13 protein-coding genes and 6 tRNA genes are annotated in these 13,185 nt (G+C 39.6%); 4 read left to right on the forward strand and 15 right to left on the reverse strand.

What is annotated here, in order from left to right; all coding sequences use genetic code 11:
- Nucleotides 1-369 precede the first annotated feature (369 nt).
- Nucleotides 370-519 (reverse strand): 50S ribosomal protein L33, encoded by a 150-nt coding sequence (rpmG, locus tag L3V42_RS05520; protein ID WP_021291115.1) that lies wholly within the window; start codon nt 517-519, stop codon nt 370-372.
- Nucleotides 520-696: 177 nt separating this feature from the next.
- On the opposite strand from rpmG, the gene L3V42_RS05525 reads away from it, so the two are divergent.
- Together L3V42_RS05525 and L3V42_RS05530 are read left to right on the forward strand one after the other, a co-directional pair.
- A complete protein-coding gene (locus L3V42_RS05525) occupies nt 697-924 on the forward strand; it encodes a hypothetical protein (RefSeq protein ID WP_235760911.1) in 228 nt (75 codons plus the stop codon).
- Between the two features lie 28 nt (nt 925-952).
- Nucleotides 953-1,522: an endolytic transglycosylase MltG gene (locus tag L3V42_RS05530; RefSeq protein WP_235760912.1), complete on the forward strand. Its 570-nt coding sequence runs from the start codon at nt 953-955 to the stop codon at nt 1,520-1,522.
- A 40-nt stretch (nt 1,523-1,562) separates the two neighbouring features.
- Here the strand turns inward: L3V42_RS05530 and phoU are convergent, their stop codons facing one another.
- The 11 genes from phoU to L3V42_RS05585 form a co-directional block, all read right to left on the reverse strand.
- Nucleotides 1,563-2,219, reverse strand: coding sequence for a phosphate signaling complex protein PhoU (gene phoU, locus L3V42_RS05535; RefSeq protein WP_235760913.1), 657 nt, complete (start codon nt 2,217-2,219; stop codon nt 1,563-1,565).
- A gap of 115 nt (nt 2,220-2,334) precedes the next feature.
- Nucleotides 2,335-4,473: a peptidoglycan D,D-transpeptidase FtsI family protein gene (locus tag L3V42_RS05540; protein ID WP_235760914.1), complete on the reverse strand. Its 2,139-nt coding sequence runs from the start codon at nt 4,471-4,473 to the stop codon at nt 2,335-2,337.
- 244 nt (nt 4,474-4,717) lie between these two features.
- A complete protein-coding gene (locus L3V42_RS05545) occupies nt 4,718-5,329 on the reverse strand; it encodes a superoxide dismutase (RefSeq protein WP_235760915.1) in 612 nt (203 codons plus the stop codon).
- Between the two features lie 695 nt (nt 5,330-6,024).
- Nucleotides 6,025-6,100 (reverse strand) — tRNA-Phe (locus L3V42_RS05550).
- A gap of 211 nt (nt 6,101-6,311) precedes the next feature.
- Nucleotides 6,312-6,404, reverse strand: a tRNA-Ser gene (locus L3V42_RS05555).
- A gap of 15 nt (nt 6,405-6,419) precedes the next feature.
- Nucleotides 6,420-6,496, reverse strand: a tRNA-Ile gene (locus L3V42_RS05560).
- An 18-nt stretch (nt 6,497-6,514) separates the two neighbouring features.
- A tRNA-His gene (locus L3V42_RS05565) sits at nt 6,515-6,590 on the reverse strand.
- 75 nt (nt 6,591-6,665) lie between these two features.
- A tRNA-Met gene (locus L3V42_RS05570) sits at nt 6,666-6,739 on the reverse strand.
- Nucleotide 6,740: 1 nt separating this feature from the next.
- A tRNA-Asn gene (locus tag L3V42_RS05575) sits at nt 6,741-6,815 on the reverse strand.
- A 232-nt stretch (nt 6,816-7,047) separates the two neighbouring features.
- The gene (locus tag L3V42_RS05580) at nt 7,048-8,676 is read right to left on the reverse strand and encodes a Na/Pi cotransporter family protein (protein WP_238471509.1); all 1,629 of its coding nucleotides are present in this window, start codon (nt 8,674-8,676) and stop codon (nt 7,048-7,050) included.
- Between the two features lie 206 nt (nt 8,677-8,882).
- Nucleotides 8,883-9,512, reverse strand: coding sequence for an NfeD family protein (locus L3V42_RS05585; protein ID WP_235760917.1), 630 nt, complete (start codon nt 9,510-9,512; stop codon nt 8,883-8,885).
- A gap of 214 nt (nt 9,513-9,726) precedes the next feature.
- Between L3V42_RS05585 and yqfZ the strand changes: the two genes are divergently transcribed.
- On the forward strand, nt 9,727-10,044 hold the full coding sequence (gene yqfZ, locus L3V42_RS05590) for a protein YqfZ (RefSeq protein ID WP_238471510.1): 318 nt from the start codon (nt 9,727-9,729) through the stop codon (nt 10,042-10,044).
- A gap of 124 nt (nt 10,045-10,168) precedes the next feature.
- Here yqfZ and L3V42_RS05595 read toward each other — a convergent pair whose 3' ends face one another.
- The gene (locus L3V42_RS05595; protein ID WP_238471511.1) at nt 10,169-10,486 is read right to left on the reverse strand and encodes a hypothetical protein; all 318 of its coding nucleotides are present in this window, start codon (nt 10,484-10,486) and stop codon (nt 10,169-10,171) included.
- A gap of 133 nt (nt 10,487-10,619) precedes the next feature.
- On the opposite strand from L3V42_RS05595, the gene L3V42_RS05600 reads away from it, so the two are divergent.
- Nucleotides 10,620-10,904, forward strand: a complete 285-nt coding sequence (locus L3V42_RS05600; RefSeq protein ID WP_235760920.1) for a DUF2624 family protein — start codon at nt 10,620-10,622, stop codon at nt 10,902-10,904.
- Nucleotides 10,905-10,943: 39 nt separating this feature from the next.
- Here the strand turns inward: L3V42_RS05600 and L3V42_RS05605 are convergent, their stop codons facing one another.
- Both L3V42_RS05605 and L3V42_RS05610 read right to left on the reverse strand, forming a co-directional pair.
- Nucleotides 10,944-11,834 carry a deoxyribonuclease IV gene (locus tag L3V42_RS05605; protein WP_235760921.1) on the reverse strand — a complete coding sequence of 297 codons (891 nt, stop codon included), beginning with the start codon at nt 11,832-11,834 and terminating at the stop codon, nt 10,944-10,946.
- An 18-nt stretch (nt 11,835-11,852) separates the two neighbouring features.
- Nucleotides 11,853-13,169: a DEAD/DEAH box helicase gene (locus L3V42_RS05610; RefSeq protein ID WP_238471512.1), complete on the reverse strand. Its 1,317-nt coding sequence runs from the start codon at nt 13,167-13,169 to the stop codon at nt 11,853-11,855.
- Between the last annotated feature and the right edge of the window lie 16 nt (nt 13,170-13,185).

The raw sequence follows: 13,185 nt of genomic DNA on the forward strand, positions 1-13,185 counted from the left end.
GTCTTCGGACACGTGCTTTTCCCGTAGGAGTCACCGTCCACCGGGCAACTCAACTGGTTAGATGATTATCTGAATAGAAATTGTTCCGTCACGATAGGAATTATATTCCTGGAACATTAAACAGTGATCCATATTTGGCCTTTCCTGGTAGCAGTCCAGACACCTCGAGACTCCGGGAGGATAGGCCTGGCGAGACCCCTTAGTGCTCAGCGCAAGGAAGCTTGCCGGCCGCTCATCAGGTGCGAGAGGTGTCTGGACTGCGGATCTTCAGTAGAAAGTTTCGGAGTTAGGCACACTTACGCTGAATGAAAGCTGTTTTTAAAAAATAAATGAAGCTCTCATCCGAAGATAAGAGCTCCATTTTTTGCTTTATTTAGTTTCACGGTGTAAAGTGTGTTTTTTAAGACGTGGACTATATTTCATAAGCTCAATACGTTCAGGATTTGTACGTTTGTTTTTTGTAGTAATATAGTTACGGTCTCCCGTTTCAGTACAAGCTAACGTGATATTAACGCGCATAGTTTTCCCTCCAAACTTTTTCTAACTATCTTTAACAATTCATAGGCAATTTTATTAGACCTTTATTATAATAACAGATGTTACAAAAAGATTCAACATTTCTCTAGGTAATTTTATGGTTTTCATAGAACTCATAATGTGATATAACTAAATATGTGGTTAAAGGGAGGGAAATGAATGATAATTGCGATTGTAACCACACTCGTTATCGGTGTGGTCTTGTTTATCCTGTCTTATTTCATGAATGATCGGTTGGAAGAAATGGAAAGCCAAGTCGAGCAACTTTCAATTACCTCAATGCAGGATACATACCAAATGAAGAAAAAAATTAAAATACTAGAAGAAGAATTGCTCCCAGAAAATATGAATGAATCCTCCAGCTCGGAGTTTAAGGAACAGTCTTGATTACTAGACGCCAGAAAAGGAGTTAAGCATGAAACATACAGTACGTGCATTCTCAGTCGGTTTGATTGCTGCAGGCTTGATTTTACTCGCTGTGTTTTATTTATTTGGGCATGGCAATGAAGGTGCTGCAGAATATAGTACAGAGGAATTAATTGAGAAAATTGAAGAAGAAGGATTACGCGTTGTTTCAGAGGAAGAATATATCAGCATTACTTTAGGTAATAACGAAAGTAATGAAAATGAGGATGAAGCGGAAGAGACGGAAACAGAGGAAACCGAGGACTCCGCAGAAATAGAAACAGCTAATCAAGACTCAGAAGAAAATGATGAAGAGGAAACGGAAAGCGAAGAGGAGAAAGAAGATGAAGCTGAAGAGGAAGAAGAAACTCCTTCACCTGTAGTCATTACAGTTGAACCAGGAATGGCAACATCATATATCAGCGATCTTCTGGAAGAAGAAGGACTTATCGACGATGCAGCAGCTTTTAACGAATACTTGATCGATAATGATTATTCTTTACGTGTTCAAATGGGTGATCATGAACTAGAACATGGCTTATCCGAATACGAAATTGCTGAACAATTGACATCAAACTAAAAGAACCAGCGCCTTTATGTAGAAGGCACTGGTTCTTTTTTTAGTTAAGATTATAATTCTTTCCTTTGACTAAGTACAGTATACTTTCACCGATATTTGTAATGTGATCAGCAAAGCGTTCCAAGTAACGGGCACAGAATGCGACTTGCATAATGTATTGAATTTTATCAGGATTCGTTGCTGTTTCCCCGAGCAATTCACTGACAATATGTTTATACATCTTATCTACTTTGTCATCTGTCTTTGCTAATTTACTAGCTATTGTAATATCTTCATATTTAAAAGCATGCATCGATGTTTTTAACATATCCATCGCAATCTCATGCATTTGTTTCAAACCTTCCGGGATTGCGGATAGGTTTTTATCCAAATGAATTGTTGCTTTTGCAATATTTTTAGCATTATCGCCCATTCTTTCAACATCAGTCACTACACGCAGCGACATAATAATCTGGCGTAAATCGGTTGCTACCGGTTGTTGTTTTGCAATCAGCAAAACCGATTTTTCATTTATTTCTGTTTCCAGTTCATCAATTTTTTTGTCTTCTTCAAGAATCGCTTTCGCTTGTTCAATGTCTTGGTTAAATAATGAATCGACAGCTTTCGATAAAGCCTCACCCGATAGGTTCGCCATTTTAATTACTTCTTCTTTTAACTGCTCTAATTCGCTTTGAAACTGTTCACGTGTCGTGCTCATCCAATCTCCTCCAAATTATCTTCAGATCCAATGCTTGACGTGTCAAGGGTATATTTTCAGTATACCTGAAGTTTGTTAAAAGAGTGTTAAAGTATTATATAAATAACATTGAGATTTATTGCGATTCTTCTTCGTCCGCTTCTTCATCTTGATCTTCTTGCATATCAAAATACGTATCCATAATTCGTTCCGCGATTCGGTTGGCGATATTTCCGTCTTCTCTAGCGTTAAGACCGATGTTCGGAACCATTACTGCAAAAGCGACTTCTGGATTATCCATTGGAGCGTATCCGATAATTGCCCGGTTGATTGTATCATACCCTACTCCATCAACAACAACCCTGCTCTCCGCTGTTCCAGTTTTACCTACCGCTTGATAATCTTTGCCTGCAAAATAACTATACGCCGTACCACGTTGTACTTGAAATGCTTGCCTAAATCCTTCCTGTACACGAGCGATTTCTGATTCGCTAGCCTGGATTTGATTCAAGTACTCTGTATTTATCGATTTATACAGTGGACCTAATTCTGTTTGAGAAGCGATCGGTTCTCGTATCTCTTTTACGAAATGTGGCTGTACCCGATAACCATCATTGGCAATCGTCGAAACATACTGCGCCAGTTGCATTGTAGTGTATGTACCGTACTGCCCTATCGCATAGTCCATGAATAAACCCATATTAGGTGCCGTATCGATAGGAAAACCCGTTGATTCAAATGGAAAATCAATTCCAGTAGGAGCGCCTAAGCCGAATTGAAGGAAATAATTACTCATCTCCTGCCATGCTGCAGGATCCATCGTTGAACTCGCCCCATTAGGAAATCGGTAGCGATAATCTCCACCCATCCGTAAAGCAATATAAAACATGTATACGTTCGATGATTCTTTTAATGCTTTAATATCATCTGCATAACCGATTGTACTTGATAAGGAGCGCTTTTCCGGCGTTCCTGCTATTTTAATCGGCCTGTCAAGGAAAGTTTGGCCTGGACTGATTACACCTGAATGCAACCCCGCTAATACGGTGGCACCTTTCACAACCGACCCTGGCAGATGAGCATCATGCAAGGTTCGATGTGGACTATTGCTGAATGTACCTTCCTTATGATCATAAGTTTTTCCAGCTACTGAGATTAATTCTCCAGTTTGCGGATTCATTACAACTGCAAGTGCATCATTTAAAAAACGGTTATTATATGGGTCCAAGCGGATTGCCTTTCCTAATTCATCTTCTAAAATCTCGTCCACTTTCTCCTGGAACTCCATATCAATCGTTAAAATGAGATCCTTCCCTCTTTTGCCTTGAACAATCGTCTTCGAATCAATGACAGCTCCAGTTTTTGTTGTCGTGTATTCGATTTGTTCTTTTCTTCCTCTAAGAACATCTTCATATTGCTCTTCTAATCCGCTTCTGCCAACCCGGTCATTTCTGCTGTACCCTCGCGACATGAAATATTGCATGTTTTCTGCTGGGATACCGGTTTGGTGAGTACTAATGCTTCCTAAAAGACTTCGGATAGTGGAATCATACAAATAATCACGATTCCAGTCTGTCGTTGCGTTAATTCCTCGCAGCTGATCAAGGTTCTCAGAAACGAGTGCATATTCCTCTGGTGTAACATCTTCATTTTTTACAATTTGCGGTGTTAAAGAATATGCCTTATCTAATTCCTTCTTAATTCGAATGACTTCAAGTTCCTGTGTTGAAAAGACACTATCGGCCACATGGTCGTCTGGAATGGAATCTAAAACCAACTGGTAAATTTCTGCATTGGACTTATCTTTTAGCTCTTCTTCTGGCAAGAGCTCTTCGTATGTTTTTTCCTTTTCTTCATCATCAGATTTACCTTCATTTTTCGTCAAATCCTTCAGATAAACATATTCCCGCTTATCCCGATCCGATACCTTATCCAATTCTTCGTCGCTATCCATGGATATGAATTGTGCTAACTTTTCAGCGAGATCTAAGCGATCTTGAGCCTGCACGCCTTTAGGCGGTGTATATGTAATGGAATAAAGTGCCTTATTATCGACAACTAAATTTTCATTTGTATCATATATTTTGCCCCTCGGCACCGCGATTTTAGTCGTATCTTGAATCGTCTGGTCAATTTTATCTTGGAATGCTTCTCCATTCAGGATTTGCACGACACCTAGTTGAAATATCAGCATTGAAAATAGTAAGAACACGATAAAAAAGATAATATTTGTCCGAAAGGGAAGCTGTGCTCTTTTTTTCTTTTTTTCCTTCATTCTATTCCCCCTCATTTTGCGTATTGCTGAAATATCTGTCTTACATTCTACCATAAATCTTTATGGATTTCGTTATTTATTAACAAGAAGATTCCATTTAGATTAGAAAACTTGGCATTCACCAAACCTTTACGGTGAATGCCTAAGTTGCACTTATGCAGTAAGAAAGGATTAACGCTTTCTCATCTGCCAAAAAAAGAACGTGAAGAATGAGTTTCTTCACGTTCTTTCCCTATCGGATTATTTATTTTGCTTCGTTATAACGCTTAGCAACTTCATCCCAATTTACTACATCCCAGAAGGAAGCAATGTAATCAGGACGTTTGTTTTGATATCTCAAGTAGTAAGCATGCTCCCAAACGTCTAGTCCTAATACTGGAGTCTTACCTTCCATTAATGGAGAATCTTGGTTTGGAGTGCTTGTGATTTCCAGCTCACCGTTGTTAACTACGAGCCATGCCCAACCTGAACCGAAACGGCCAGTCGCTGCAGTTTTGAATTCATCTTTGAATTTGTCAAAGCTGCCGAATTTCTCATTGATTTTATCTGCTAATTCGCCAGTAGGCTCTCCGCCCCCGTTTGGTGATAGGATTTCCCAGAACAAGCTATGGTTTGCATGTCCTCCACCATTGTTACGGACAGCAGTACGGATACTTTCAGGTACAGCATCAAGATTACTGATTAGATCTTCCAGGGATTTCTCCTGTAAGTCAGCGTGACCTTCCAATGCGTTATTAAGGTTAGTAACGTAAGTGTTGTGGTGTTTCGTATGATGGATGTTCATCGTCTCTTTGTCGATTGATTTTTCCAATGCATCATATGCATATGGTAATTCTGGTAGTTCAAATTTTGCCATAAAAAATCTTCCTCCCTTAATGTTTTTTTACCTATAATTGTAGGTTATCAAAGCTTTAAATTTGTTGCAAATTTTATGCCTCATAGAAGGCGAATCTTTTATTTCTACTACCTCCCCACCTTAAACTGCCAATCGCTTTCATACAGCGTAGGTGTTTTGCGCGTTCTCATGGTTCGCTCTTTAATCGCCGTTCAGTTGCCCGGTGGACGGATGCTTTCCGCGGGCACTGCTAGAGCTCCTCGGGCTAAGCACTAAGGGGTCTCCAGACTCGTGCTGTTCCCGCAGGAGTCACCGTCCACCGGACAACCGAACTGGTTAGATGATTATGGTGAATAGAAATTATTCCATCATCAGCTTAGTGTGAGGAATGTATTTATATAATAATAAATAGTGTTCCAAATTAAGTTTTACCTGATAGCAGTCAACACACCTCGAGACTCCTGCGGGAGGATAGGCCTGGCGAGACCCCTCAGCGCGATAGCGCGAGGAGGCTTGCCGGCCGCTCAGCAGGTGCGAGAGGTGTCTGGACTGCGGACCTCCAGTAGAAAGTTTCGGAGTTTAAAACACTTACGCTGTATGAAAGCAATTCAATAGTTTTTTATACAAAGAGGGTTCAGTTATATCCCGTTGCAAATGTTCGTTAAAATATAAAGATGGAAGCACAAAAAAACAAGCATATTTGCTTGTTGGGATAATGGTGGCTCGGAACGGAATCGAACCGCCGACACACGGATTTTCAGTCCGTTGCTCTACCGACTGAGCTACCGAGCCAAATGATGTGTTTATTTTCTTTTAAGTGTGTCTATTTCCTACTATATTTCGAAGCATAAACAACGAAGAAGTTGCTCGTCGTGTTGCAAGCAAACTCACTGAAGTTGCACTCCTCGCATAGCTCCAATGAAGTAATTCGATGAAGTTTACGCTATGCTCTACCGACTGAGCTACCGAGCCATTTTATTTATTTGTTTACAAAAATATGTAATGGAGGAGGTAGAGGGATTCGAACCCCCGCGCGGTTTGACCCGCCTTTCGGTTTTCAAGACCGACCCCTTCAGCCAGACTTGGGTATACCTCCAACTGTATAAGAAAATGGTGGACCCTGCAGGATTCGAACCTGCGACCGATCGGTTATGAGCCGATAGCTCTAACCAACTGAGCTAAGGGTCCGTTCATATGATATGTTGATGGGGCGATCGGTGGGGATCGAACCCACGGATGCCGGAGCCACAATCCGGTGCGTTAACCACTTCGCCACGACCGCCATCGGTTAAACACGTGGCATTTCGTATTTTTAAAAGGTAGTTATAGAGCGCATTTGCACTCTATAACTTCAATATAGCGGCGGAGGGGATCGAACCCACGACCTCACGGGTATGAACCGTACGCTCTCGCCAGCTGAGCTACGCCGCCATGGCTCCACAGGTAGGATTCGAACCTACGACCGATCGGTTAACAGCCGATTGCTCTACCACTGAGCTACTGTGGAATAGTTTCTTGTGGATTGACCAACAAGATATAATTTATCATGTCCACGAATAAATGTCAACACTTTTTATTGCCCTTTTGCAATATTTTTTCTCGATTGAAAATGTTTAGTGCGAATTTATGTTTCTTGACCCCTGCTTTCTAAGTCACGGAATATCTATTATACAGCATCTGACAAAAAAATGCATTTATTTAAATGGGGGGAAAGAAATAATTTCTTTCCCCTCACAAAATTATTGTTGTTCTAAAATTTCTTCCACAATGTTAACCGCGTGGTCGCCGATACGTTCTAAGTTACTTAAAATATCGACAAAGACGATTCCCGCAGAAGCACTGCATAATCCTTCGTTTACACGGATAATGTGTCGTTTACGGTATTTTCTTTCCATCTGGTCAATCTGCTCTTCTTTACGGATGACCTCGAGTGCCAGTTCCTTATCGCGATTATCTAAGCACTCCATGGATTGTTTCACCGTTAATAACGTTAAATCAAACATTTTATTTAAATCATCCATTGCCTGTTCCGTTAAATCAACTTTATTCGTAATTCGATAGTCAATCAGCTCAATGACGTTTTCAAAGTGGTCACCAATCCGTTCAATATCACGCACACTATCCATTAAAAGGGTATGCTTATCTCTCTCCCACTTCGTCAATGATTCTGCAGATATATTGACAAGGTACTCTGTTATTTTTCGATCCAGACTATTGATTGCACCCTCAACTTGCATCGCAATTTCTGAGTGTTTTGTTTCGGATGTCTGAGCATATTTTAATGTCTCCTCTAGGCCCCTATGCGCAAACTCACCCATACGTATCACTTCTAATTTTGCCTGTTCTAAAGCAAGTGAAGAAGATTTGTTAATGACAATCGGATCTAAATGTTGTGGTTTATATTCAATAATCGTATCTTCACCCGGAATCAATTTCGTTACTAACCACGCTAATCCACCGATGAATGGGAATTGAATAACTGTATTCATTATATTAAATGAACCGTGGGCAAACGCAATGGTCATTTGTGGATTTAAAGACAGTTGTCCTTGTAAGTATGCGATAAAGCTAGTGAACAACCCTAAGAATATTAGAAATACAATTGCTCCTACCAAGTTAAAAATAACATGAGTCAATGCAGCCCGCTTTGCAGCAATGGAAGCACCTAATGACGCTAAAATCGCAGTAATCGTTGTACCAATATTATCCCCGAACAATACCGGTAAAGCAGCTTTAAGATCAATTGCTCCTTGCGCAAAAAGACCTTGTAATATCCCGATTGTCGCGGTCGAGCTTTGCACGATTAACGTAAAGACAGTACCGACCACAACACCAAGAATAGGTGTCTCACTCATACTTACCGTTAATTCATGGAATGCATCTAACGAGCGTAATGGGCTCATTCCACTACTCATTAAATCTAATCCAAAGAATAATGCACCAAATCCAAATAAAGCTTGTCCCACTGCTGTAACTTTTTGATTATTAAAGAAGAAAATCAAGAAACTCCCGACACCAAGAATTGGTAATGCATATTCTCCAATATCAATCCCAATAATAAATGCAGTTGCCGTAGTCCCGATATTCGCTCCCATTATTACTCCAATTGCTTGTCTTAATGTCATAAAACCGGCACTGACAAGACCAACTGTAAGAACAGTCGTACCAGAACTGCTTTGGATTAAAATCGTGACAACAATACCTGCTAATACCCCTAGAAATGGATTACTTGTGAACCTGTCTAGGATATCCCTGAGCCTGTCACCAGCTGAACGCTGCAGTCCATCACCCATGAATTTTATACCGAGAAGAAATATCCCTAATCCACCTAGGAATTCAAATATTAGGGATTGCACATCAATTTCCAAGTATTTCACCCTTTCGTTCTTATCTAGAATGCATACTTATCTATTATTAATTTTTGAACAGCATTTGTAAAGCATTTTTAATAAAATTTACATAGTTTTTACAAACAACCTCTTATAATGTAGTTTTTACCCTTATTGACCAACTTTATGTCAAAAAAACACAAAAATAATGCTTTACCTTATCAGGCAAGCATTATTAATGGGTTTTATATAACTTCTTCTACTTGTATTTTTGTGCCATCCACTTTTACAACGGTTACTTTCGTATCTTTCGTAATCCATTTTCCTTCTGACTGGGCACTGTAATCTTTCCCTTTTATCCTTACCGTTCCTACCGGTCGTAAATCATTTAATGTTATGCCTTCTTCACCGACTAATTTTTCATATTCCATGTTCATTGAGTTATACCCTGCTTCTTTGCTGAGTTGATCTTTAAGTGCGATTTTTGTCCACATTTCTCTTCGTTTAAACACCTTTAAGAAGAAGAAGGAACAACCTGCACCAAGCACAACACCAATGATGGCAAATAAGGCGGCAGCCAGACTGGGAGCAGCCACTCCGACGGACGTAAGCATCGCAACCAAACCAATCGTTGAAAGTGTACCGTCATTTAGTAATTTACCATCTATAATAATTAGTACTAAACCTACAAAATAAATAATAATCATAAGTATAACCGATTCTGTACCGGCATAAGCACCAAAATAGACGGTAATAAAGCCTATTCCAAGCAATGCAAAGAGTCCGCGCATATTCACGAGTACTTCGCCAATTAAAAATAGCGTACCTAAAAATGTAATAACTAAACCAATCCATTCCAAATCAAATATCGCCATTATAATTCCCCCTTTCAATATATATCTACGGATAAAGCCTAAGTTTTGTTTCATTAAAAGTGAAACTTCATTCAGTGGGTTTTTTCTTCCTCCATCACTGATTGGCAGTTGAATAAATCGGGGTGTTAGCATCCGTTATCTCCCTCTCGACACGACCTGAAGCTTTGAGGTGGGAGATTTACGGATGGTTACACTGGGATAAAAGGAGAAAATTATGTCAACATTTAAACGTTTATCCTTATTATTACTTGTTGGCTTATTAATCATCAGTGTTATTGATGATTTATCCAAGCAGCAAACAACGAATGAAGACAATCGAATCGAAGTGAGAAATGACAAAGATGTTGATATTGCTCATATTAAAATCGAGGCAGGAGACACTGTATTATCGGTGACAGAAGAAATCAATACCTTCGATTACTTGGATATCGAACAAATTAAGGAAGACTTTGCAATGTTGAATCCGGGTGTTGATGCAGATTCACTTGTACCCAGTTCCTTCTATTACTTTCCATTATACAATGAACCTTAATAAAGGGAAACTTCATTTAGTGGGGCTTCCTTAAGGGATTTACGGACTGTATATCCCTCGCCTTTACCTGTTATGTGTGATAAAGACAATAAAAGAGAGGTTGAATGAACAACCTCTCTCCAATCTACATAAATATACGCAGAATGATGGAAAGCGCACCGATACCAATTGCGATATTACCAAGTGTATCAGCACCCTTACTGCGGGAAACAAAGCCTAGGATGATACCTACAGCTCCCATAAATACTGGCCAAATTAAAAAGGAAAGGAAGGATAGTACGATACCAATCCACCCGTACGTACTGATGACATCTTCGTTATGGTGTGTATCGGTATCATCCATTGCAAACTCTGCGGCATATTCTTCATCATGACGATTCCTGCGTCTCTCCCCCTCACCATGCTCTGGTGCTGGTTGAGTGTTGCGTTTATTTTCATCCATTTAATTGCCTCCTTTTCATCGTGTTCACCGTTAGTTTATGGAGTCTGTTGACACTTATGATGTTATTAACTGGCAAGATTGGAACGATCTTTGCATAGTTTATGTATGACATACTAAATAAAGGAGGAAACCGATGTCATTTTTTATTAAAGAAATGGTAAAAACGAAGCTGAAACAGTTAACAGTCAAGGAAATGTTATATCATGCGGATCAGTATGGCTTTTCCCTAACAAAAGATGAAGCAACCGAAATTATCCATTATATACAAACAAATGATATTGATATCTTTTCAAAAAAAGGAATAGATGATGCGCATGATAAGATTGCTGCAATCACAAATCCCCAGACCGCACATAAGGCAAGAGGCTTATTTGAACAGCTTATTAAAGCCTATGGACTAGAACATTTATTTCAATAATAAAAAGCCGCGACCTATAAATGAAGTCGCGGCTTTTTATTATTGCATGATAATTTCTTTTAGATTAGCGTTGAAATTTCCATCTTTGATCATTTCAATTTCATGTCTGTATGGAGCTTTTTTATTCTTTTTATCTTCTCCTACATACGGCGTTTCCAGAATCTTCGGTAGTTCCTTCAGTTGCGGGTGATTGATAATATAATGCAAGGGTTCAAATCCGATATGACCAAAACCAATATTTTCATGGCGGTCTTTTCTCGCACCATGTGGGTTTTTACTGTCATTAACATGAACAACCTTGATACGGTCCACTCCAACGATTTTATCAAATTCGTTTAGTACGCCATCAAAATCATTCACAATATCGTAACCAGCATCATGGATGTGGCATGTATCCATACAAACCGAAAGCTTTTCGTTAAACGTAACACCGTCGATTATCTGTGCCAGCTCCTCAAATGTCTTTCCGATTTCCGATCCCTTACCTGCCATCGTTTCCAAAGCGATCTGCACTTCATGTTCTCTTGTTAACACTTCATTCAGGCCTTCAATAATTCTTTTTATCCCTGCTTCTTCCCCTGATCCGACATGAGCACCAGGATGTAATACGATTTGCTTTGCGCCAATTACTTCCGTACGCTCCATCTCACTTCGCAGGAAGTTTACTCCAAGTTCAAAAGTTGCTGGTTTTTGTGTATTTGCGATATTAATAATATACGGGGCATGGACAATAATATCGGAAATACCATGCTCTTCCATATGCGCTTTTCCTTCTGCAATATTTAACTCTTCCAGTGGCTTTCTTCTCGTATTCTGAGGGGCTCCTGTATAAATCATAAACGTATTTGCTCCGTATGATGCAGCTTCTTCACTCGAGCCTAATAGCATTTTTTTGCCACTCATTGATACATGCGAACCAATCTTCAACAAAACGTACACCTCTCCTGCTTATTTTCTTTTATTGTCTTTTTTTGCAGCTAATTTTCTTTTTATCTTTTCTTGTTCTTGTTTCTGTTTCTTTTTATAACCCGGTTTAACTTTTTTAGTTTTCCTGACACGCTTCCACGCTTCTTTTTCAATCGTTGACGCACGCTTTTTTCTTAAGTTTCGAGTATTCCACGGTTTAGCTGTAACAAACTCTTTATCCCTTACATCTATATACGTGATTTGCAATCCTTTCCGCTCGAGGTTTTCAATCAATCCAAGATCCTCTTCCGTATATAAACTGATTGCCGTTCCTTCCAGACCTGCCCGCGCAGTACGACCAACCCGGTGGATATAAAATGCTTCTTCTTTCGGTAAATCAGCATTGATAACATGACTTACCCCTTTAATGTCAATTCCTCTTGAAGCAAGGTCTGTTGCAACGACATATTCATAACGCAAATTTTGGATTTCCTTTAAAACACGCTTCCTCTCGCGCGGTGATAAACCACCGTGAATAATACCAGCATTTAAGCCATGATTTAATAAGCTATCCAATAACGCATCAGCTTCCGCCTTTCCATTCGTAAAGACTAGAGCAAGATATGGTTGGATTGCCTCTGAAATATCACGGATAACCTCACCCTTATCACGATGTCTTACTGCGATGAATTGATGCTCCATCGCTTCAGGTGAAAAATGTTCATCTATTTTAACGTGGACTGGCTGATCCAAATACTTCTGGAAGAAATGTCGTAATCTTTCTGGAATTGTTGCAGAAAACACAAGTAACTGAATATCCTGCTTAGACCGTACAAGTAATTGATCAACATCTTGAATAAATCCTAAATCAAGCATTAAATCCGCTTCATCCACAACAAACGACTTTGCTGAATAAACCGATAAACTTTCGGATTTCACCATATCAAGAATTCGCCCCGGAGTGCCAACAATAATATGTGGTGGGTTTTTTAATTTCTCCATCATTTTCTGTTTATCCGTACCGCCAATCAGCAATTTGCTTACCCAGATCCCATCTTTATTGGCATAATGAATGATTTTCTTAACTTCATCATGCAATTGAATGGCAAGCTCCCTCGTTGGAGCTGTTATGACAAATTGGACTTCCCGTTTACTCGTATCCAGCTGATTAAATAGCGGCAGAAGAAAGGCATGCGACTTTCCGGATCCTGTCCGCGACTGGCCAATGACACTCTGTCCGTTTAAAATTGGTGGGATTACCTTCTCCTGTATTTCGGTCGGATGGAAAAATTGCAACCGATTTACTACATCCAGTAATGCGGGATGCATGCCTAAAGATTGAAATGTAGTTTTTGTCATAGTCGTACTCCTTTTT

The sequence above is a fragment of the Oceanobacillus alkalisoli genome (assembly GCF_022213125.1).
GTDB lineage: Bacteria > Bacillota > Bacilli > Bacillales > Amphibacillaceae > Oceanobacillus > Oceanobacillus alkalisoli.

Bases quoted from the DNA above. Each gene is read 5' to 3' on its own strand.
- rpmG (WP_021291115.1), bottom strand. From the start codon at position 519: ATGCGCGTTAATATCACGTTAGCTTGTACTGAAACGGGAGACCGTAAC.
- L3V42_RS05525 (WP_235760911.1), top strand. From the start codon at position 697: ATGATAATTGCGATTGTAACCACACTCGTTATCGGTGTGGTCTTGTTT.
- L3V42_RS05530 (WP_235760912.1), top strand. From the start codon at position 953: ATGAAACATACAGTACGTGCATTCTCAGTCGGTTTGATTGCTGCAGGC.
- phoU (WP_235760913.1), bottom strand. From the start codon at position 2,219: ATGAGCACGACACGTGAACAGTTTCAAAGCGAATTAGAGCAGTTAAAA.
- L3V42_RS05540 (WP_235760914.1), bottom strand. From the start codon at position 4,473: ATGAAGGAAAAAAAGAAAAAAAGAGCACAGCTTCCCTTTCGGACAAAT.
- L3V42_RS05545 (WP_235760915.1), bottom strand. From the start codon at position 5,329: ATGGCAAAATTTGAACTACCAGAATTACCATATGCATATGATGCATTG.
- L3V42_RS05585 (WP_235760917.1), bottom strand. From the start codon at position 9,512: ATGGCGATATTTGATTTGGAATGGATTGGTTTAGTTATTACATTTTTA.
- yqfZ (WP_238471510.1), top strand. From the start codon at position 9,727: ATGTCAACATTTAAACGTTTATCCTTATTATTACTTGTTGGCTTATTA.
- L3V42_RS05595 (WP_238471511.1), bottom strand. From the start codon at position 10,486: ATGGATGAAAATAAACGCAACACTCAACCAGCACCAGAGCATGGTGAG.
- L3V42_RS05600 (WP_235760920.1), top strand. From the start codon at position 10,620: ATGTCATTTTTTATTAAAGAAATGGTAAAAACGAAGCTGAAACAGTTA.
- L3V42_RS05610 (WP_238471512.1), bottom strand. From the start codon at position 13,169: ATGACAAAAACTACATTTCAATCTTTAGGCATGCATCCCGCATTACTG.